16 protein-coding genes and 1 pseudogene are annotated in these 20119 nt (G+C 72.5%); 11 read left to right on the top strand and 6 right to left on the bottom strand.

The genetic code is table 11. The annotated features are described in order from the left end of the window. Both ACN27G_RS07185 and ACN27G_RS07180 read right to left on the bottom strand, forming a co-directional pair. Positions 1 to 1266 carry a sugar ABC transporter substrate-binding protein gene (locus ACN27G_RS07185; RefSeq protein ID WP_421491992.1) on the bottom strand — a complete coding sequence of 422 codons (1266 nt, stop codon included), beginning with the start codon at positions 1264 to 1266 and terminating at the stop codon, positions 1 to 3. 23 nt (positions 1267 to 1289) lie between these two features. Continuing rightward, positions 1290 to 2315 (bottom strand): LacI family DNA-binding transcriptional regulator, encoded by a 1026-nt coding sequence (locus ACN27G_RS07180; protein WP_421491991.1) that lies wholly within the window; start codon positions 2313 to 2315, stop codon positions 1290 to 1292. A gap of 220 nt (positions 2316 to 2535) precedes the next feature. Here ACN27G_RS07180 and ACN27G_RS07175 point away from each other — a divergent pair, with 220 nt between their 5' ends. Then, positions 2536 to 3315, top strand: coding sequence for a hypothetical protein (locus ACN27G_RS07175; protein ID WP_421491990.1), 780 nt, complete (start codon positions 2536 to 2538; stop codon positions 3313 to 3315). Positions 3316 to 3430: 115 nt separating this feature from the next. Then, positions 3431 to 4447: an NAD(+)/NADH kinase gene (locus tag ACN27G_RS07170; RefSeq protein WP_421491989.1), complete on the top strand. Its 1017-nt coding sequence runs from the start codon at positions 3431 to 3433 to the stop codon at positions 4445 to 4447. A gap of 281 nt (positions 4448 to 4728) precedes the next feature. Here the strand turns inward: ACN27G_RS07170 and ACN27G_RS07165 are convergent. Both ACN27G_RS07165 and ACN27G_RS07160 read right to left on the bottom strand, forming a co-directional pair. Next, a pseudogene (locus tag ACN27G_RS07165) lies at positions 4729 to 6048 on the bottom strand (hypothetical protein); the annotation flags it as partial. 187 nt (positions 6049 to 6235) lie between these two features. After that, a complete protein-coding gene (locus ACN27G_RS07160) occupies positions 6236 to 8128 on the bottom strand; it encodes a CocE/NonD family hydrolase (RefSeq protein ID WP_421491988.1) in 1893 nt (630 codons plus the stop codon). Positions 8129 to 8338: 210 nt separating this feature from the next. On the opposite strand from ACN27G_RS07160, the gene ACN27G_RS07155 reads away from it, so the two are divergent. The 5 genes from ACN27G_RS07155 (at position 8339) to ACN27G_RS07135 (ending at position 13491) form a co-directional block, all read left to right on the top strand. Continuing rightward, entirely contained in the window at positions 8339 to 9172 is an 834-nt protein-coding gene (locus tag ACN27G_RS07155) for an N-formylglutamate amidohydrolase (protein ID WP_421491987.1), read from the top strand. A gap of 149 nt (positions 9173 to 9321) precedes the next feature. Beyond that, on the top strand, positions 9322 to 10062 hold the full coding sequence (locus ACN27G_RS07150; protein ID WP_421491986.1) for a TetR/AcrR family transcriptional regulator: 741 nt from the start codon (positions 9322 to 9324) through the stop codon (positions 10060 to 10062). A 106-nt stretch (positions 10063 to 10168) separates the two neighbouring features. Continuing rightward, a complete protein-coding gene (locus tag ACN27G_RS07145) occupies positions 10169 to 11212 on the top strand; it encodes a sodium:calcium antiporter (protein WP_421491985.1) in 1044 nt (347 codons plus the stop codon). A 58-nt stretch (positions 11213 to 11270) separates the two neighbouring features. Further along, entirely contained in the window at positions 11271 to 12593 is a 1323-nt protein-coding gene (locus tag ACN27G_RS07140; RefSeq protein WP_421491984.1) for a hemolysin family protein, read from the top strand. Positions 12594 to 12681: 88 nt separating this feature from the next. Then, positions 12682 to 13491, top strand: coding sequence for an SAM-dependent methyltransferase (locus tag ACN27G_RS07135; protein WP_421491983.1), 810 nt, complete (start codon positions 12682 to 12684; stop codon positions 13489 to 13491). 28 nt (positions 13492 to 13519) lie between these two features. Here ACN27G_RS07135 and ACN27G_RS07130 read toward each other — a convergent pair whose 3' ends face one another. Next, complete coding sequence (locus ACN27G_RS07130; RefSeq protein WP_421491982.1) at positions 13520 to 15217, bottom strand: sulfatase-like hydrolase/transferase; 1698 nt, start codon at positions 15215 to 15217, stop codon at positions 13520 to 13522. Between the two features lie 522 nt (positions 15218 to 15739). Between ACN27G_RS07130 and ACN27G_RS07125 the strand changes: the two genes are divergently transcribed. From ACN27G_RS07125 to ACN27G_RS07110, 4 genes are read left to right on the top strand one after another with little or no spacing between them, the layout of a single operon-like run. Then, positions 15740 to 16786, top strand: a complete 1047-nt coding sequence (locus ACN27G_RS07125; RefSeq protein ID WP_421491981.1) for a helix-turn-helix transcriptional regulator — start codon at positions 15740 to 15742, stop codon at positions 16784 to 16786. Further along, a complete protein-coding gene (locus ACN27G_RS07120) occupies positions 16783 to 17304 on the top strand; it encodes a hypothetical protein (protein WP_421491980.1) in 522 nt (173 codons plus the stop codon). The genes ACN27G_RS07125 and ACN27G_RS07120 overlap by 4 nt, the downstream gene beginning before the upstream one ends. 38 nt (positions 17305 to 17342) lie before the next feature. After that, the gene (locus ACN27G_RS07115; RefSeq protein ID WP_421491979.1) at positions 17343 to 18167 is read left to right on the top strand and encodes an AfsR/SARP family transcriptional regulator; all 825 of its coding nucleotides are present in this window, start codon (positions 17343 to 17345) and stop codon (positions 18165 to 18167) included. A gap of 59 nt (positions 18168 to 18226) precedes the next feature. Next, positions 18227 to 19168: a phosphatase PAP2 family protein gene (locus ACN27G_RS07110; RefSeq protein WP_421491978.1), complete on the top strand. Its 942-nt coding sequence runs from the start codon at positions 18227 to 18229 to the stop codon at positions 19166 to 19168. Positions 19169 to 19193: 25 nt separating this feature from the next. Here ACN27G_RS07110 and ACN27G_RS07105 read toward each other — a convergent pair whose 3' ends face one another. Next, positions 19194 to 20090: a helix-turn-helix domain-containing protein gene (locus ACN27G_RS07105; protein WP_421491977.1), complete on the bottom strand. Its 897-nt coding sequence runs from the start codon at positions 20088 to 20090 to the stop codon at positions 19194 to 19196. Positions 20091 to 20119 lie beyond the last annotated feature (29 nt).

Here is a 20119-nt window from a genome sequence, read left to right as displayed (position 1 = left end):
TCAGACCCCGGTACCGATCGAGGTCGCCCGCTGCTGCATCGCCCCGGCCGCCTCCGCCGCGTCGAGACCGGCCTTCGCCATCTTCTCGGTCTCGCCGTCGATCGCCGCGGCGACCTGCTCCCAGGTGGGGATCGCCGGTGGCGACTTCGCGTCCTCGAGCTGCCTGCCGAAGGTGGAGAGCAACGGGTCGCCGCCGAGTGTCGGATCGTCCCAGCCCTGCTTGACCGCCGGCAGGTCGCTCACGGTCTTGTACCACTTCGTCTGCACGTCCGGACGGCTCAGGTAGGCGACGAACTTCCACGCCCCGTCGCGGTTCTTGGCGTCCTTGAACACTGCCAGGTCACCGCCGCCGACGAAGGAGGTCGCCGACTGCCGGGCCGGCATCGTCCAGAGGGTGAACTTGTCGGCGCCGCCCTGCTCCTTCAGCACCCCGATGTGCCACGGACCGGACGGGAACGCCCCGATCTCCCCTCTGAGGAAGGCCGGTTCCAGGCCGTCCGCCGGCAGGCCCTTCGGCGCCAGCCCTTCGTCGAAGAAGGACTTGTAGTACGCGAACGCCTCTACCGCCTGCGGGCTGTCGAGCGTGAAGGTGCCGTCCGTGGCCACGTCGCCGCCGTTGGACCAGACGAAGGGCATCACGCTCTGCCAGGTCCCGATCGCGGAGCCCGGCGGTAGCAGGTTCACCCCCCACTTCGCGCCGCCTCTCGACTTCATGGCGGCGACGGCGGACTTGAACTCCTCCCAGGTCTTCGGCGGGGAGGTGATGCCGGCCCGGGTGGCCACGTCGGTGTTCACGTAGAAGAGTCGGGTCTCGACATACCACGGCACGCCGTACGAGGTGCCGTCGACGACCGTGGTGTCCCAGGCGCCCTCGTAGAAGTCGTCCTTCTTGACCAGGTCGGCCGGGGTCGGGTCCAGCCCGCCGGTCTTGGCGAACTCGCCCATCCAGGTGGTGCCGATCAGGCTGACGTCCGGGGTCTGCTTCGCCGCGATGGCGGTGGCGAGCTTGTCGTGCGCGCCGTCCCACGGGATCGGCGTCACCGTGACCTTCGCCTCCGGGTTCTCCTTCATGAAGTCGTCCGCGAGGACGGAGAGCTTCTCCCCCTCGGTGCCCATCGCCCAGACCGTGATCTCGCCGGTCGCCTTCCCCTCCGCGATCGGCGGGGCCGCCTCCTGGCTACCACCGCTATCGTCCCGGCCGCAGCCGGTCATCGCGATCACCGCCGCGACGACCACGGCCGCACCGGACCGTCTCCATGCCCTCATCTCGGACCTCCGTTTCGCCGTCGTCATCTCGGTTCCTCCGTCTCGGGGTCGTGGGGACCGCAGCTCGTCCGCACGACGAGCCGGGTCGGCAGCACCTCGCGCCGCACCGCTGCCCGGCTGCCGGTCATCCTGTCCTGCAACCACCGCGCCGCGGTCGCACCCAGCTCCCGCATCGGCTGGTGCACGGTGGTGAGCCCGGCGTAGCGGGCGGCCATCACGTCGTCCCAGCCGGTGATCGCGACATCGGTGGGGACGCTCAGGCCCAGCTCGGCGGCGGTGGCCAGCGCGCCGAGCGCCACCTCGTCGTTGGCACAGACCAGCACCTCCGGTCGGGGCGAGGCGGCCAGTGCCTGCCGGGCGGCCCGGTGCCCGGCGTCCACGTCGAAGGCGCAGCGCACCGGCGCGCCGGGCGGTTCGCGGCCGGCGGCGGCGAGCGTCTCCCGGAACGCCCGGTACCGGGCGGTCACGTCGGGCGAGGAGTCCGGGTCGCCCAGGTAGGCGAGGTGCCGGTAGCCGTGCCCGAGCAGGTGTGTGACCAGGCGCCGGGCGCCGGTGTCGTTGTCGGCGGTGATGGTGTCCAGCCCGCCGACCGCCGCTCGGGCCAGCAGCACGGTCGGTACGCCGGTCTCGGCGACCTGTCCGACGATCTCGTCGGTGACCGTGCGGCCCATCACGACCATCCCGTCCACCCGGCGGGCCAGCTCGAGCACTTTGCGGGCCGGGTCGGGACGGCCGTGCGTGGCCAGGATCAGCACGCTGTTGCCCAGCTCGGCGGCGACCTCCTCGTAGCCGAGCACCACCTCGGAGTAGTAGGGACCGGCAAGGTCGGGAAAGACGATGCCGTTGGCGGCGTGCCGCCCCTCGGCCAGGGACTGACCCAGCCGACTGGGCCGGAACTGCAACTCCTCGACCGCTGCCAGCACCCGCCGACGGGTCTCCGGGGCGACGTAGTCGGTCCCGCGCAGTGCCCGCGACACGGTGGCGATCGAGACGCCGACGCGCTGGGCGACCTCGTAGATCGTCACCTGTGGCCGGTCCTGCAGCGTCATGCCAACTCCATCAAGACAGGGCAAATACGTCCGGAAGCGCTTACAGGCTCCGGAGCATCGGCCCGTTTCCGGAAGCGCTTACAGTGGCCCCAGCCTGGCCCCGCGCCGCCCCACTGTCAAGCCGAGAGGGCAACCTTCGCTACCACAGTTCTGTTACAGCGCCTGTTACGCAGCCATGACGAGCAGATAAATACACAGGGCACCGATCCACTTACTCAGAGTGACACGGCGAGCCTGGCGGGAGGGCTTCCAGACCGGTCCGGAGGGCTGGTCGACCCTGCTGGCGCCCGGCCGCCATCCGGTAGACGTGGTGGGACGGCTGCTGCTGTCGCCGTCCGCCCACGCCGGCGGAACGCCGGCCGGGCGCCACGCCACGCCCCAGCGCCGCCGGCACGTCCCACCGGCGACCTCGTCACCCCGACTGGAGGTCATCATGTCACCAGGGACAACGCCGACCCGCCGCCGTCCGCCGCTTGTCACCGGGGCCGGCGTCATCCTCTGCTTCGTCGGGCTGACCGCAGCCGGCGGGGGTGCGGAGATGCTGCTCTACCCACAGGGCAATGCCTTCGTCAAGGCCCAGTGGCTCGACCACATACCCGTCATCGACGACTGGCGGGTGCCGGGACTCGTGCTCGGGCTCGGCCTGGGCCTCGGGTCGCTGCTGACCGCCTACGGCCTCTGGCGCCGGCCACACTGGCGTTGGGCCGCCCGCATCGAGCACGCCACCGGCAGGCACTGGGCCTGGACGGCCACCGGGCTCACCGCCCTCGCCCTCGGCGCGTGGATCACGCTCGAGGTCGTACTCATTCCCGAGCGGTCCGCCATCGAGGCGCTCTACGCGGCACTGGCCGCCGCCCTGGTCCTGTCATGGGCACATCCCTCGATGCGCCGCTACCTCTCCGCCGCCCACCCTCGGCGCGTCGCGTCCGCCGCCGGATCCCGCGATCGACAGCCCGAACGGCGATCGCCGGCAGGGCCGGAAAGGGGAACCCGGCGGTGATCCGCCGCCCCACCGGCCGGGACGGCTCGCCGACGGCCGGTGGCCGGTACCCTGACCCGGTCGTGCACCGGCCGAGGACCGGCGCGTCGGTGCCAGACGGGAGAGACGAGAGAGCATGACAGGCGAGCGGATCGGCTTGGTGGTGCACGAGGGCCGGGCGGCGGCGGTGGAGGCGGCCGCGACCGTCCGGCGCTGGGCCGCGGACCACTCGGTCGAGGTCAGCGCCATCGACGTCTGGGATCCCTCCTGGGGACATCAGCACCGCCGCAACGCGGGCGACGAGGCCGAGGCGGCCGGCCACCCGGCGCTGGTGGTGACGATCGGCGGGGACGGGACGTTCCTGCGCGGCGCCCGGATCGCGGCCAAGGACGGCGTACCCGTGCTCGGCATCAACGTGGGCCGGGTGGGCTTCCTGACGGAGGTCGAGCCGACCGAGATCGACACGGCGCTGGACGCGTTCTTCTCCGGCCGGGTGCAACTGGACGAACGGTTGATGCTGACGCTCTGCGCCTCCCGCCCGCTGGAGATCCCCGGCGGGATGGAGGCGCTGCTGCGGTACGGGCGCGGCCCGCTGCTCCCGCCGCCCCCGCCACTGCCGCGTACGGCGGAACCGGTCGACCATCCGGGCGTGGCGCTGGACATCACCGCGCTCAACGACATCGTCTTCGAGAAGCTGGCCCGCGACCGGCAGGCCAGCCTCGGGGTCTACCTGGACGAGACGCTCTTCGCCTCCTACTCGGCCGACGCCCTCGTGGTGGCCAGCCCGACCGGCTCCACCGCCTACAACTTCGCCGCCGGTGGTCCGATCCTCTCCCCCCGGCTCAGCGCGCTCGTCTTCACCCCCGTCGCCCCGCACATGGTCTTCAACCGCAGCCTGGTGATGGCCGCCGACGAGGCGGTGACGGTACGGGTCCTGGAGCGCTCCGGCCAGGTGGCGGTCAGCGTGGACGGGCAGCTTCGCGGCGTGCTGGACCCCGGGGACTGGGTGACGGTGCTGCCGGCACGCGCACCGGCCCACCTGGTGCGGCTGCGCCCCTCCAGGTTCTACTCCCGGTTGCGGGAGCGCTTCTCCCTGGCGGACGCGCCCGCCGCCGTCGCCGACAGCCGGCAGGGGGACCAGCCCAACGGGTGAGCAGCCGCGCCGGGTGGCCGTCGCCGGCCGGCGCGCCACCCGGGCCGTCAGTAGCGGGTGGGGTCACCACCGTTCGGTGTGTAGGCGTGCGGGTGCGGCTGCTGGTGCGCGGGCTGCGGCCGGTGGGGCTGGAACGCGTCGAACGTGCTCTCGGCCTGCTCGCGCCGCTCGACCGACTCGGGGCGCTCCGTCGCGTCGTGCCGCTCGACCGGGTCGTGTCGCACGACCGGCTCATGCCGCTGCTCCGGCTCATGCCGCTGCTCCGGCTCGTGCCGCTCGGTTGACTCGTGCCGCTCGCCTGGTTCGTGCCGCTGCGCCGGCTCGTGCCCGTCGGCCGGTTCGTGCCGGTCACCCGACTCGGGCCGGTCAGCCGACCCGGTCTGATCGACGGGCTCCGCCGCCACCGGCTCGGCCAGGACCGGCTCGGCCAGGACCGGCTGCGCCGGTGGCTCGGCAGCGGCGCGGTTGGCGTCGGCCCGGACCGCCACCATCTGGTACTCGCCGGTCTCCCCGGTGAGCGCCGCAGCCGCCATCACCGCGGCGGCAGCCCGGTCCGCCAGGCGCTTCGCCTCCCGCTGCGTCCGGGCCCGCACCTCGGCGGCCTGCCGCTCGGCCTGCTCGGCCGCCCGCCGGGCCTCGTCGAGCCGGTTGAGCTCGGCGGTCAGGTCCTGCCGGACCTCGCCGAGGCGCTGCTGCAACTGGGCGAACTCGTGCTCCGCCGTGACGCCCTCCTGGCGGGACTGCGCGAGCCGCTGCTGCGCGGTCTCCTGCGCGGCCTGCAGCCGGCTGAGCGCCTGCTGCCGCGTCTCGATCTCCTCCTGGAGCGCGGCCAACTGCTGCTGGTGGGAGGTGGCCTGCTCGTCCGCGCGCCGTCGCAGCTCGTTCGAGTATTGCTGGGCCTCGGCCCGGAGGTTCGCGTTCACCTCCTCGACCTGCTTCTGCTGGCGCTCCAGCTCCTGCTCGGTGGCCTTACGCAGGTCGGTCAGCTCCCGCTCCACGGTGGACTGCCACTGCGCCAGCTCCTGCTGGGTCTGCGTGCGGGCCGTCTCGATCTCCTGCTGGACCTGGTTGCGCGCCGCCTCCAACATCGACTCGGCCTGGGCCTGGGCCCGTTCGAGCTGCTGGGTGCTCCGCTCGCTGGACCGCTGCGCCTCCTGCTCGGCCCGCTCCCGGCTCGCCTCGCCCTCGGCGACCAGTTTCTCGGCCTGCTCACGGGCGTCGGTGAGGACCCGCTCCGCCTCCGTCTGGTGCTCGTTGGCCCGCTGGGCGGCGGCGTCGACGATCACCCCGGCCTGTTTCTCGGCCAGCTCCATGATCTGGTCGACCATCGGCCCCAGGTCCCGGAACGATGCCCGGTCCACCTGCGGCGGCCGCTCCCGCAGGTCGGTCAGCTCGGCCTGCACCTGCTGGAGATGGACGGTCAACCCCTGGATGTGGCTGAACGCCTGCTCGCGCTCGGAGACGAGTTTCGACAGCTCGTTGGCGGTCTGCGCCACGTACTGCTCCACCTGCCGCTTGTCGTAGCCGCGCAGCGTAATCTCGAAGCGGGGTCGTGAAGTCTTGTCCTCGTGCAGGTCGAAAAGCTCCTGGCCTTGGGACATGCGCCATCCTCCATACGGTCGCGAGCCGGGCGGCGTCCGGGGGCACACGCCGCTGGGGTAGGGCTCAACCGGCGGAGCATACACCTGGCGGCGACCCCGCGCAGAGCCCGTGGCCGGTCGTTTCCGCCCGGCCACGGTGCGCCGACCCCCGGCGGTCGTCCCGCGAACGGCCGCCGGGGGATCCGGATCAGAGCCCGGCGGCGTGCGCGGCGGGAGTGCCGCCGACGATCGGCAGGACGATGTGGCTGGTCTTCAGCGCCACGTCGATGGTGGCCCGGTTCGGATCGACCTCGCTGGAGTACTGCGGATAGCTGCCCACCACGATCACGCCGATCCGGTGGCCGGGCTGGAAGACGTAGTCCTCCGGCAGCAGCGGAAACTCGAAGTTGTAGCGCTGCCCCGGGACCAGCGGGGTGGCCCGGCGCAGCGACTGCCGGTTCTGCGCGTCCAGGATGCCCTTGGTGACCAGTTCGAGGTCGGCGGTGACCACCCGCTTGGCGGTCTGCCGGTAGCAGCCGTCATCGGTCGGGCTGGTCTCACCCCAGCAGTCCTGGGTCTGCAGGGTGACGATGCCCTCCCCCGACGCCCGGTGCGCGACCCGTTCGGCGGTGCCGTAGTCGACAAGGATCACCCCGAGGTTCGTGTCGGTCTTGTCGACGGCGGCCCGCAGCTTCAGCACCGGCGTACCGGAGACGTGCACCGGGGCGCGCAGCGGCTCCGACAGGTACGCCAACCGGCTCGGCCGGACGGTCTCCGGGTCGAGGATCATGGTGTTCTGGCTCTGTGCCGGGTCGTCCGCGAAGGTCTGGGTGACCGCCTTCTGCACCGGCACCAGCTTGAGGCCGCCCGCGCCGCCGCTGCCGGGCTGGAGGAAGACCTCGGTTTCGGTGCTACCCGGGATCGGCCAGTCCGCGTGCGTCTCCCACACGTCGGCGGAGCGCTCCAGGTCGACCCGGGGCTCGTCCATGATCCCGTTCGGCACCTGGTGCAGCCAGTAGTCGAACCAGCGGTGCAGCGTCGCCACCCAGACCGACCGGCGCGAGTCGAAGGGGTCGACGTGGCCCTCCTGGGAGAGCCAGAGCTTGCGCGGCACGTCGTTGGCGGCCAACTCGTACCAGAACTTGCTGAAGTGGTCCGGCCGCACGTTGTCGTCGTTGAGACCGTGGTAGAGCAGGACGCTGGCCTTGACCCGGTCCGCCCGCTTGACGTAGCTGCGCTCGCCCCAGAACGGCGAGTAGTCGCCCGTCTCGTCGCCGTCGGCGGCGGCCATCGCGTCCCGGACCGGCTTGCAGTAGTCCCGCCGCTCCGGGTTCGTCACCGCGTTCGCCAGGTAGGCCACATAGCTGTTGCCCCGGGTGACCACGCCGTTGCTGCGTACGTAGTCGTAGTATTCCGTCGGGCCGCTGATCGGCACGATCGTGGTCAGGCCCTTCACGCCGGTCACCGCCGTCGCCATGGCAAGCGAGCCGTCGTACGACTTGCCGATCATCCCGGTACGACCGTTGTGCCAGTCCGCCTCGACCACCTGCCCGGCGGCGTTCCGCGCGGTGGCCCGGCCGTTGAGCCAGTTCACCGCCTGCTTGGCGCTGAGGTTGTCCTGGTTGGCGTTGGTGGTCGGGCAGCCGGTCGAGTTGTTGGTGCCGACCATGTCCAGCAGGATCACCGCGTAGCCACGCGGCACGAAGTAGTTGTCGTAGAAGAGCGGCCACTTGTCGAGCAGGCCGTCGCCGTCCATGTCCACCTTGCACTCGGACTCGTTGCCGCGACAGATCGTCGAGTAGTACGGGCTGGCGTCCATGATGACCGGCACCTTGAGCCCGTCGGCCGTGGCCTTCGGTCGGATCAGGTCGAAGGCGATGATGTCGCGCAGGCCGTCGCTGTCGCTGTCGAACGTGGAGTCGATGAAGAGCCGTTCCCGGATGGCGTCGGCGTAGCCGAAGACCGGCTGGGTCACGCCGTCACCGACCACGATCGACGGTGCCTGCCGGGCGAGCGCCGGTGGCGCGGCGCCCAGCACGGCGACCACCGCCACCGGAAGCACCGCGAGTCCGACCCGCCAGATCCTGTTGATCCGACCCATACCCACTCCTTCGTCGCCGGTCAGGGGCGTGGGTAGGTTACGAGCCGGGCTCTCGATCGAACAACGTACATCTGTCGGAACCTCTCCCGCCCGGCGCCGACGCCGCGCGGAACGGCCGCCGCGCAGGCGCGGCTCTGGCCACCGGCGCCGGGCCGGTACCGCGCCGTGCTAGCGTCCGCGACGACAGGCGGGCGGCAGGACGGGGACGGGGTGCGGCGGAGCGGGCCGGAGCCGGTGGCCGGATTCCGGGTCGTGCCGGGCGCCGCCGACAGCGGCGTCCTGCTGCACGTGCCGCATGCCGGCCGGCTGGTCCCGCCGGAGGTACGCCGCGGGTTGCTGCTGGACGATGCCGCCCTCGCCGCCGAGCTGGCCAGGATGACCGACGCGCACACCGACCGGATCGCGGCCGGGGCCGCCGCGCTCGCCGGGCGCAGACCGTGGACGTTCGTGAACCTGCTCTCCCGGCTGGTCGTCGACCCCGAACGCTTTCCGGACGAGCGCGAGCCGATGCGGGCGGTCGGAATGGCCGCCGTCTACACCCGGACCAGCGACGGTTCCCGGCTGCGCGCCGACAACCCGGTGGCGGAGGAGGAGCTGCTGGCACGCTGGTACCGGCCCTACGCCCTGGCCGTGGCCGACCTCGTGGACGCCCGGTTGGCCGCGCGGGGCCGGGTGACCATCCTGGACGTGCACTCCTATCCGAGCCGCCGGCTGCCGTACGAGATCGGCGGTGCCGGCCGCCCGGCGGTCTGCCTCGGCACCGACCCGGTGCACACCCCGGGTCGGCTGCTGGCGGCCGGCCGGGCGGCCTTCGCCGGCTGCGGCGGGATCGACGTGGACACGCCGTTCGCGGGCTGCTACGTGCCGCTGCGGCACTACGGCCGGGACCGCCGGGTGAGCGCCCTGATGCTGGAGATCCGGCGGGACGGCTACCTGGTCGAGCCCGGGGGGCCGCCGACCGGCGGGCTGGCCACCCTGGCCGGGGCGCTGGCGAGGCTTGTCGACGCGGCGGAGGCCGCCGAGCCGGACCACTCCACCGGCTGACCCGGCTCACCGCCCCCGACCGACGCCACGGGCGCGGGTACCGGCGGGGCCGGTCGCGGCCGGATGACCAGCGCAGTTCTCGCACACCGTACAGCAGTCTCGAACAGCGTACGACGGTCGGTAGACTGACCGGGTCGGAAGGATCGTGGATGCCCTCGAAGTCGGACCCGTTCACCAGCTCGGTGTGGCTGCGCCCGCCCCGGACCCGGGGCGAACAGCCCACGCTGAGCCGGGAGCAGATCGTCCGCACCGCGATCGAACTGCTGGACGCCGAGGGACCGGCCGGGCTCAGCATGCGCCGCCTCGGCACCCGGCTCGGCGCGGGGGCTACCTCGGTGTACTGGTACGTGGCGAACAAGGACGAACTTCTCGAACTCGCGGTCGACGAGGTGATGGGCGAGGTCTACGTCCCCGAGGTCGGCGACACGAGCTGGCGGGTCGGCGCCTCGGTCCTGGCCACCGGCATCCGGGCGATGCTGCTGCGCCACCCGTGGGCGATCGGCCTGCTCGGCGTGCGGCCGACCATCGGCCCCAACGCGATGCGCATCGGCGACCGCACGGTGGCCCTGCTCACCGCCGCCGGCTTCACCGGCCTGGAACTGGCCCACGCGAGCTCGCTGCTGAGCGCGCACGCGATCGGCTCCGCGACGACCGTCTCGGCGATGCTGAACAGCATGCGGCAGTCCGGCATGTCGATGCGCGAGATCGCGGAGAGGCTCGAATCGAACGTGCGGCGGATCGCCCCGGACCATCCGCACTACGACGAGTGGCGGCAGCAGGTGGGTCCGGCCGCGTACGACCCGGAGCGGGTCTGGGACGACAGCTTCATGTTCGGGCTGGAACGGCTCCTCGACGGCCTCGAGATGTGGCTGGACCGGTCGGACCGGTGACGGTCCGCGCCGGCCGCCGGCACGGCCCGCTCCCCCACCCGACCCGCTCACGATCTACAGGTCCGGCGGCACGCTTCGAAGCTCGCAACCCGGGAATAACCGCCCGATGCTGGGCTTTCTACCCGCCACGCCCTGGCCGCTCGGCCCGACCGTCGGCGTCTTCGCCGTCGCCAGCCTGATCACGATCCTCGGCAGCATCCGGCTGGTCGCCCTCGGCGACGCGCTGGCGGACCGGACCGGCTGGGGCGAGGCCGTCTTCGGCGTGGTCTTCTTCGGGGCCGCGACCGGGCTCTCCGGCATCGTGATCACCGCGGTCACGGCGGCCGGCGGGCATCCCCACCTCGGCTACAGCAACGCCGTCGGCGGTATCGCCGCCCAGACCACCGCCGTCGCGGTCGCCGACGCCTTCTACCGCCGGGTCAACCTCGAACACGCCGCCGCCTCCGTCTCGAACCTGCTCTTCGGCTGCCTGCTGATCGCCCTGCTCGCGCTGGCCCTGCTGGGCAGTTACAGCCCGGACGTCACCGTCGGCGGGATCCATCCGGTCTCGATCGCGCTCGTCGCCTGCTATCTCGGCGGGCTCCGACTGATCCGGACCGCCGGCACCAGACCGATGTGGCAGGCCGTCGGCACCACCGAGACCCGCCCCGACGTGCCGCAGGAACACGGCGTCCTCGACAACTACCGCATGCCCGCGCTCTGGCGGCGCTTCGCCCTGGTCGGCCTGGTCGTCGCGGCCAGCGGCTGGGGGGTGTCGCTGGCCGCCGAGAGCCTCGTCGAGACCACCGGCCTCACCGCCGGGTTCACCGGCGGTGTGCTGCTCGGCATCGTCAACGGCCTGCCGGAGACCGTCACCGCCATCGCCGCCGTACGCCGGGGTGCGGTCACCCTCGCCATCGCCGCAGTCCTCGGCGGAAACATCCTCGACGTGATCACGCTGGTGGTCGGCGACATCGCCTACCGGCCGGGCTCCATCTACCACGCCGCCGGCAACGAGGACCTCTTCATCACCACCAGCGGCCTGCTGATGACCGTCATCCTGCTCGCCGGGCTGCTCGTCCGGCAGACCTGCGGCTGGGGGCGGCTGGGCTTCGAGGGAAGCCTGCTGCTCGCCACCTATCTCGGCATGACGATCGTGCTCGCCACCTGAGCCGGGCGTACCGGTAGGTTGAGGCCCGCACCCCGCGGGATGAGGAGGCCGGGCGTCGGTGGACGGCTACGGGCTACAGGTGGCACTGGTTCTGTTCCTGGTGCTGGTCAACGCGGCGTTCTCCGGCAGCGAGATGGCGCTGGTGTCGCTGCGGGAGAGCCAGGTGCAACGGCTGGAGCGCCAGTCGCGCGGCGGCCGGGTGCTGGCGCGGCTCGCCCGCGACCCCAACCGGTTCCTCGCCACCATCCAGATCTACATCACCCTGGCCAACTTCCTCGCCTCGGCCGCGGCGGCCGTCTCGCTGGCCGCACCCCTGGTGCCGGCGCTCGACTTCCTCGGCTCGGCCGCCGAACCCGGCTCCGTCGTCGTGGTGACGATCCTGCTGACCTTCGTCAGCCTGGTCCTCGGCGAGCTCGCCCCGAAGCGGATCGCGATGCAGCGCGCCGAAGGCTGGTCGCTGCTGGTGGCCCGCCCGCTCGACCTGCTCGCCGCGCTCTCCCGCCCCGTCGTGTGGCTGCTCAGCAGGGCCACCAACCTGGTCGTCCGGCTGGCCGGCGCCGATCCGGAGGGTCGCCCGGAGGAGGTCAGCGCCGAGGAACTGCGGGACATGGTCACGGCACAGCGCGGGCTCTCCGCCGAACACCGCACGATCATCAGCGGAGCGTTCGAGATCGCCGACCGGATCCTGCGGGAGATCCTGGTACCGCGCGGCCAGGTCGTCACGCTGCAGGCCGGGCTGCCCACCGCGCAGGCACGACGGCTGCTCGCCGAGTCCGGCCACAGCCGGGCCCCGGTCGTCACCCGGGGTGGTCTCGACGACGTGGTCGGCATCGTCCACCTGCGGGACCTGCTCGACGACACGGGCACGGTCGCCGAGCACGCCGCGCCGGCGCTCTTCCTGCCCGAGACGCTCGGGGTCACCGACGCCCTGCGGCAGATGCGCCAGCAGCGTCAGCAGTTCGCCGTCGTGGTCGACGAGCGGGGCGCCAACGACGGCATCGTCACCATGGAGGACCTGATCGAGGAGATCGTCGGCGAGATCTACGACGAGACCGACCGGGACGTCCAGGCGGTCGTCCGGGAGGCCGACGGCACGCTGCTGGTGGCCGGCACGTTTCCGATCCACGACCTGCCCGACATCGGTCTCGCGCTCGACGAACCCCACGGCGGCGACTACACCACCGTCGCCGGCCTGCTCCTGGCCCGTCTCGGCCACATTCCGACGGAGCCCGGCGAGAGCGTCGACCTGCCGGCCTTCACCGCGCAGGTCGCCGAGGTCTCCCGGCGCGCCATCACCAGGGTGCGGCTCCGGCCCCGCCCGGCCGGCACGGACGGCGACGAGGCATACGACCCGACCGGCGTCGTACCGGAGCAACGCTGAGAACATGCCCGTGGGCATGTACCTACCGGAGACCGACCCTCTACCGTGGAGAGGTCGTTTTCGATGGGGAGACCAGAAGGAAGGCCACGTGACGAAGGAAGCGTTGCCGCCACGCCAGCTCGCGTCGGACAAGCTCGACAGCGGCGTGCCGCACTCCGCCCGGATCTGGAACTACTGGATGGGCGGTAAGGACAACTTCGCCGCGGACCGGGCCGCCGGCGACGCCTACCTGCAGCAGTTCCCGGGCATCGTCCCGCTGGCCAGGCAGTCACGGCAGTTCCTCATCCGCGCCGTCGGTCACCTGGCGACGGAGAAGGGCATCCGCAACTTCCTCGACATCGGCACCGGCCTGCCGACCCTGGACAACACCCACCAGGTCGCCCAGCGGGCCGCCCCGGAATCCCGGGTCGTCTACGTCGACAACGACCCGCTCGTGCTGGCCCACGCCCGCGCCCTGCTCGGCAACACCACGCCGGAGGGCGTCACCGACTACGTCGACGCGGACCTCCACGAGCCGGACCAGATCATCGCCGACGCCCGGAACATCCTGAACTTCACCCAGCCGATCGCGGTCATGTTCATGGGCGTCCTGGGTCACGTCGCCGACTTCGACGAGGTCCGCTCCATCGTGTCCCGGGTGATGGACGCCGTGCCGAGCGGCAGCTACCTGATCCTCTGGGACAGCACCAACACCAGTGAGGGGTTCGACGAGGCCCAGCAGGGCTACGACGACACGGGCGCGGTCCCGTACGTCCTGCGCAGTCCGGCCCAGATCGAGCAGTGCTTCGACGGCCTGACCATGCTGGAGCCGGGGGTGGTCTCCATCTCGCGGTGGCGTGCCGAGGACGCCGACGCGGAGCCGGTCGACGGATACGGCGGCGTCGCGCAGAAGCCCTGACCCTCCCGCCCCGCCGGACGGCGACCGGTCAGCCGCTGGACGCGGCTGTCGGCCCGAACGCGTGGAGGAAGCGGTCGCGGAAGGCGTCCATCCGCCAGACCGGCGCCCGCGGGCCGGGGCGTAGACCCTCCTGCCACCGCCAGCCGGAGATCCGGTCCAGCACGGCCGGGTCGCGGGCCACGAGCGTGATCGGTACGTCCCGGCCGGCTCCGGTGCCGGTGATGATCGGCGAGGGCTGGTGGTCGCCGAGGAAGACGACCACGGTGTCGTCGTCGCCGTACCTCTCCAGGAAGGAGATCAGACTCTCCAGCGAGTACGCGATGGAGCGGGCGTACTCGGCGCGCGCCCTGGCCGGGTCGGCCCAGAGCACGCTCTTCGGCTCGCCCTCCCTGGCCATGGGAGCGAAGACCGATCCGTCGCCGAGTTCGTCCCAGCCCACCAGCCGGGGGATCGGCGTCCAGGGCGCGTGGCTCGACACCAGGGTGATCCCCGCCAGCAGCGGGGCCGGATCGGGTGCGCCGTGCTCGTAGCGTTCGAAGGCGGCCAGGACGTACTGGTCGGGCATGGTGGCCCAGCTGAACTTCGGGCCCTGGTATCCGAGCTGCCGGGCGTCGTAGATCTTCTGGTAGTCGTACAGCTCTCCCTCCGGCCAGGCCCGGGTGACGCCCGGCATGATGCCCACCGTCCGCCAGTCGGCCCGGCGGAACGCGCCGGTCAGGGTCAACCGGTCGGTCGTGACGATGCTGCGGTACCGCTGCTGGTTGTCGATCCAGAGGCCGGTCAGGAACGTGGAGTGGGCGAGCCAACTGCCGCTGCCCGTCGTCGGTGAGGTGAGGAAGGCGCTGCGGGCGGCGAACCCGGCGGCGGCCATCCGCCGGGTGCCGGCGTCGAGCACCGCACCGACCTGCGACGCCATCGCCGGGTCCTCGACCGCGTCCCGCCCGTAGCTCTCCACGAAGACCAGCAGCACGTCCTTGCCGCGCAGGGCGGTGAGCATCCGGTCGCCGGGAACGTCCCGGAAGGCGTCGGTCGTGACCTGGCGGGTGAACTCCTGCTGGTGGCGCAGCCCGTCGCGGACCTGGTGTGCCCGCCCGTGCGCCAGCCCGGCCGTGTTCCTGGCCGCCACCGCCACTCCCGGCACGACCTGTACGCCGAGCACGGCGCAGGCGACCCAGGCGGCACCGAGCGCGACGACGGTACGGGTGGCGGCCACACGGTGCTCCGCCACGAGACGGGTCAGGCGCAGCACCGCGAGCGTCATCAGCACGAGCAGCGCGACGGCGAGCAGTGCCGCCACGATCGCGGCCCCGACCGCTCCGGCCCGGCCGAGCGAGTCGGTGAGGAAGGACATGGTGTCGTCGACGAGGGCCCAGTCGAGTACCGGGTCGAACTGCCGGGCGAGCACCGCGTGGAAACCCATGTCCACGATCTTCAACAGGCTCAGCAGGCCGAGGGTCACTCCGCCGAGTACGGCCGCCAGCCGGCGTGCCGCCGGTCGCAGGGCGAGGAGGAGGGCGACGCCGAGCAGCGCCTCCACCGGAAGCCGGGCGAGCGTGCCCGGCGCGAACTGGTCCGGCCTGTTCGGCGCGGTGAGCGCGAACAGCACGAGCAGGGCCGCCAGCACCGTCAGCACCCGGGCCGCGATCCGCCTGCGCGTTCCGCGCCCCGCAGCGGCGCCGGCAGCCGGTGGCAGATCGGCGTCGTCACCCGGCGGAACAGCGGCCACCGGCGGAACAGCGGCCGGCGGCGCAACAGCGGCCGGCGGCGCAACAGCGGCCGGCGGCGCAACAGCGGCCGGCGGCGCAACAGCGGCCGGCGGCGCAACAGCGGCCGGCGGCGGAACCGCCGGTCTGAGCTGGGGGCCGTCTTCCGGGCGTCCGTCCGGGCCCGGGGCGCCCTGTTCGGGCGCCCGCTCCAGCTTGGACAGGTGATCGGAGCGCGTGGACCGTGACAAGCCGAAGATCCTCTCCTGGAGGCCCTGTGACGCGCTCGGCCGGACCTGCCAGCGGTGCGGTCGGCACGTCGACTGACAACAGAAACGGGAAATCCGCGCGGATGGTTCAACGGCCGATCGGCGGCCTCCACCCGCCTCGTGCGGCGATCCGCGTTCTGTCGTGGCGTGGTCACGCTCCCCGTCATTGCGCGATCACGCAACGAATCAGCCGTGCGCTCGTTCCGGCCCGAGACATCGGTGGCGTCCTGTGTTTGTATCGCGGCGTAGCGATTCCCAGGGGGGAGGGAGTTGTCCATGACGGGGACGGGCGGGGGTGGGCTCGCGGTCGGCCGGGCGGTGCCGCTGCTCGTCCGTTGGGGGGTCTCCGCCGATGCCGATCTGGTCTACCGCTGCCTGGTCAGCTTCGGCTCACGGGATGCCGGCACGGTCGCGACCAGTCTCGGGCTCGCCGGGCGGCGGGTCCGGGCCGCGATCGACGAGCTGGCGGATGCCGATCTGATCGGGCCGGCCGCCGCGTCGCCCGCACCGGGCGCGGGAGCGGTGAGCTGGCAGGCGGTGCCGGTGGAGGTCGCGGTCACGACGCTGCGACGGCGGGCACTGCGGCGGGCCCGCCCCGCTGCCGGGGCCTGGGCCGACCTGGTGCGCCCGGGGGCGCGGCGCCCGCTTCCGGCCCGGCGCCTGCCGGACCGCGCGACGACCCGTGGCCGCATCGCCGAACTGGTGGCGCTGGAGCGCACCGAGCACCTGGCGATGAACCCGGAGACGGTCTTCAGCGCCGACGCCCTGGCGATCGCCGCCCCCATGGACATCGCCCTGCTCGAGCGCCGGGTCCGGCTGCGCTCGCTCGGCCGGTCACCTGCCGACGGCGACCGGTCGTCGCGGCACGCCACGGAGTTCGCCCGGCTCGGCGGCGAATACCGCGAGGCGTCCGAGCTGCCACACAAACTGATGATCTTCGACCACCGCGTTGTGCTGATCGCCGTCGATCCGCTGGGCCTGGACGAGGGTACCTGGGAGATCGTCGATCCGGGAACGGTCGCCTCGCTCGTCTCGCTGTTCGTCCGGCACTGGACGGAGGCGACAGATCCACGCTGGAACGGAGTACCCGAGGTCGTGCTCACACCACGAGAGAAGGCGATCGTCGCGCTGCTCGCCCAGGGGCACACCGACACCGGTGTCGCGAAGGAGCTCGGCATGTCGACCCGCTCGGTCACGTACGCGCTGCGGTCCTTGATGGACCGGCTCGGCGTGGAGAACCGCTTCCAGCTCGGCCTCGCCCTCGGCGCCATGCAGGCGGCGAGCCCGCACAGCACCGAATCCACTGATGGAGAGGATCGATGAAACGCCTACTCGCGGCGCTGGTCGCCGCCCTCGTCACCGCGGTGGCCGCCGTGGCCGCCGCCGGGCCCGCCCTGGCGGCGGATCCCTGGCCGCGTATCCCGTGCACCTCGGGCACCGTGGACGCTACCGTGACCGAGGAGAAGGAGGGCGACGTCCTCGCCCTGACGGGTCAGCTCGACTGCGCCGATCCGAAGGCGGCCGCCAGTTTCGGGTACGCCGTCTACGAGTCCGTCTTCTCGAACGGTCTCCTGTACGCCTCGCACTTCCGCCCGTACGCACCCGTCGGGTCCACGCCGTTCCACGAGGCGAAGCGGGTCCCGGACGGGGCGGTGGACCTCGCGGTCTGTGTCGTCACCGACTACGACGCGCGGGTCGCGTGCGTCCGGGCGGTCTGGGACCACCTGGCGGCAGCGGTGGTCGTGCGGCCGCTGCCGACGGACGATCCGCTGGTCGACCGCGTGGTCCAGGTGGTGGCGGCGGACTGGAAACCCCGCCCTGTCTGCGGGACCTGCTGGTAACGCTTCCGCAACCGTCGTCGCTCAGGGGGGAGTGGATGATGGGTAGTGACCTGGAGATCGGTCTGCTCGGTCCGGTGCGGGTGGTCCTGGACGGCCGGCCGGTGGCCGTCGCCGCACCTCGCCGGCAGGTGGCGCTCAGCGCGCTGGCGCTCACGCCGGGGCGGGCCGTCAGCACCGCCACGCTGGCGAGGTACCTCTGGGGCGAGGACCCGCCGGCGCTGGCCCGGCGCGCGCTCTCCACCGTCGTCACCCGGGTCCGGCAGGACCTCGGCACGGACGTGATCTCCAGCGCGGCGGGCGGGTACACCCTCGCGGTGCCCAGGCACACCGTCGACGTGTACCGGTTCCGCGCCCTCGCCTGCGAGGCCCGGTACGCCGAACCCGCGGCCGCCCTGGACCTGCTCGACCGGGCACTGGCGTGCTGGCGCGGCAGGCCGTTGCAGGACGTGAGTTCCGAATGGCTCGTCGCGGAGCACGCACCGGGCCTGACCGAGGAGTGGTACGCCGCGACCGAACGCCGGATCGACCTGCTGCTCGCCGCCGGGGTGCATGGCGACCTGCTGCCGCAGCTGCGTGACCTCACCGCCCAGCAACCGCTGCGCGAGTCGATGTGGGGTCGGCTGATGGTCGCGCTGTACCGGTCCGGCCGGCAGGCCGAGGCGCTGGAGACGTACCAGTCGGTGCGGGAGGTGCTGGTCGACCAGCTCGGTGTCGGGCCGGGCGAGGAGTTGCGGAGCCTGCACCGCGCCGTACTGACGAACGACCCGGCGATCGCCGCCCCGGTGGCCGTCACCCGTCCGGCCCGACCCGCCAGACGGGACCTGCGGGTACGGCTGCGGGCGCGGCTGCGCCCCCGGCGATGACGACGGCGCCATGACCGGATCTTCACAGCTTCCGGACACGGAGGCTCCATCCTTGCCTCATGCACCTGGTATCGCCGCATCCGCCCGCGACGCCGCCGCAGCCGCCACTGCCGCCACCGGGGCGACCCGCCGGGCGACTGCTCCTGGCCGGGCTCGGTTGCCTGCTCGGGTTCGTGCTGACCGCCGTCGGGTTCGTCGGCACCGCCGCCGGTCAGAGTCTCGACGGCAGGTTGCTTCCCCGGGCCGAACGTGGTGGCGGATACGAGCAACCGACCGACCTGGTCGGGCCGGCAAAGGCGGTGCTGGCCTGCTTCGGTGACCTGAGGCTACTGGGGCTGCTGGTCGGCGCGGTACTGCTGCTGGGCGTGCTGAACCGGCGGCCGTGGGCAGGGTTGGCCGGGGTCCTCCTGGTCGGCGCGGCCGTCGTCGCCGCGGGCGCCGCCAAGCAGGCGATTCTCCGGCCGGATCTCGCGGTGCCGACCTCGACGACGCACAACAGTTTTCCCAGCGGCCACGTCACGGCGGCGATGGCGCTGCTGCTCGCCGCCCTCCTCGTGCTCCCCGTGCCGGCCCGCTGGTGGGTCGCGCTCCCGGGCGCGGTCGGGGTCTGCGCCGTCGGCGCGGCGACGATGATCGCCGGTTGGCACCGCTTCAGCGACGTCGTCGGCGGGGTACTGCTGGCCGCGACGCTGTTCTGTCCGGTCGCCGCCGCGCTGGCGAGGCCCCGCCCGGGTCCCGGCGGCGGCACCGGGCCCGGCGGCGGACCGCTCGGACTACTCGGACCGCTCGGGCTGCTCGGCGGCGTACCGCTGCTCGCGTTTCTCGGCGGCGGCCCGTCGCCGCACCCGGAGGACGTGCCGGTCGGGCTGGGCGGGCCGTTCGCCGCGATCGCGGCCGGCGGCGGGCTCGTGTTGCTGCTCGTCGCCGGCATCCTCGCCATGCTGCGGCCGGTGGACTTCGCCGGCCCCACGCCGCACGGCGGTCAGGTGCCGACGTCGTAGCGGCGCCGGCCGGGAAGAGGACTGCTCAGTGCGGCGCCTCGTCGAGGTCACGGATGATCCGGTCCAGGATCTGGAAGGTGTCCTTCAGCGGGGCCGCCTCGATGAACAGCCTGTTCACCGCCTCGAAGTAGCAGTCGACATCCTCGCGCTTGTCCAGGTAGAGCGCGCTGGTCAGCTGCTCGATGTAGACCAGGTCGGCCAGCTCCGGCTGCGGGAAGCGCAGGATGCTGAAGGCGCCACCGGCCGCGGCGTGCCCACCGGCGGCGAGCGGGACCACCTGGAGCTTGACGTTCGGCATCTTCGTGACGATGCCGATCAGCGCCTCGAGCTGGTCGCGCATCACCTCCGGGCCGCCGACCGGCCGCCGGAGCGCGGCCTCGTCCACCACGGCCCAGAGCATCGGCGGATCCGGCCGGGTGAGCACCTGCTGCCGCTCCATCCGCAGCCGTACCCGGCGGGCGACCTCGTCCTCCCGGGCGGAGCCGTGGCCGAGGCGCACCACCGCCCGCGCGTACTCCTCGGTCTGCAGCAGGCCCGGGACGAACTGCACCTCGTAGGTGCGGATCAGCGTCGCCGTCGCCTCCAGGCCGAGGTAGCGCTGGAACCAGTTCGGCGTGACGTCGCTGTAGGAGTGCCACCAGACCGACGCGTTCGCCTCACGGGCCCGCGCCAGCAACGTTGCCCGCTCCTGCTCGTCGTGCACGCCGTAGAGCGTGAGCAGGTCGAGGATGTCGCGTTCCTTGAAGCCGACCCGTCCCAGCTCCATCCGGGTGATCTTCGACTCCGAGGCACGGATCGGGTCGGCGGCCTCCGCCTTGGTCAAGCCCTGCTGCTCGCGCAGGCGTCTCAGTTGGGCACCCACGAGTATGCGTACGGCCGTGGGGCCGTCACCGGGTCCGTCCCGCAGCTCTGCTCCACTCACGCCACACCTCCGGCATCGTCCCGACGCCA

The organism is Plantactinospora sp. WMMB334 (assembly GCF_049179095.1).
GTDB lineage: Bacteria > Actinomycetota > Actinomycetes > Mycobacteriales > Micromonosporaceae > Plantactinospora.
Note: the sequence above shows the minus strand (reverse complement) of the source record. Positions and strands in the feature narration are given on the sequence as shown.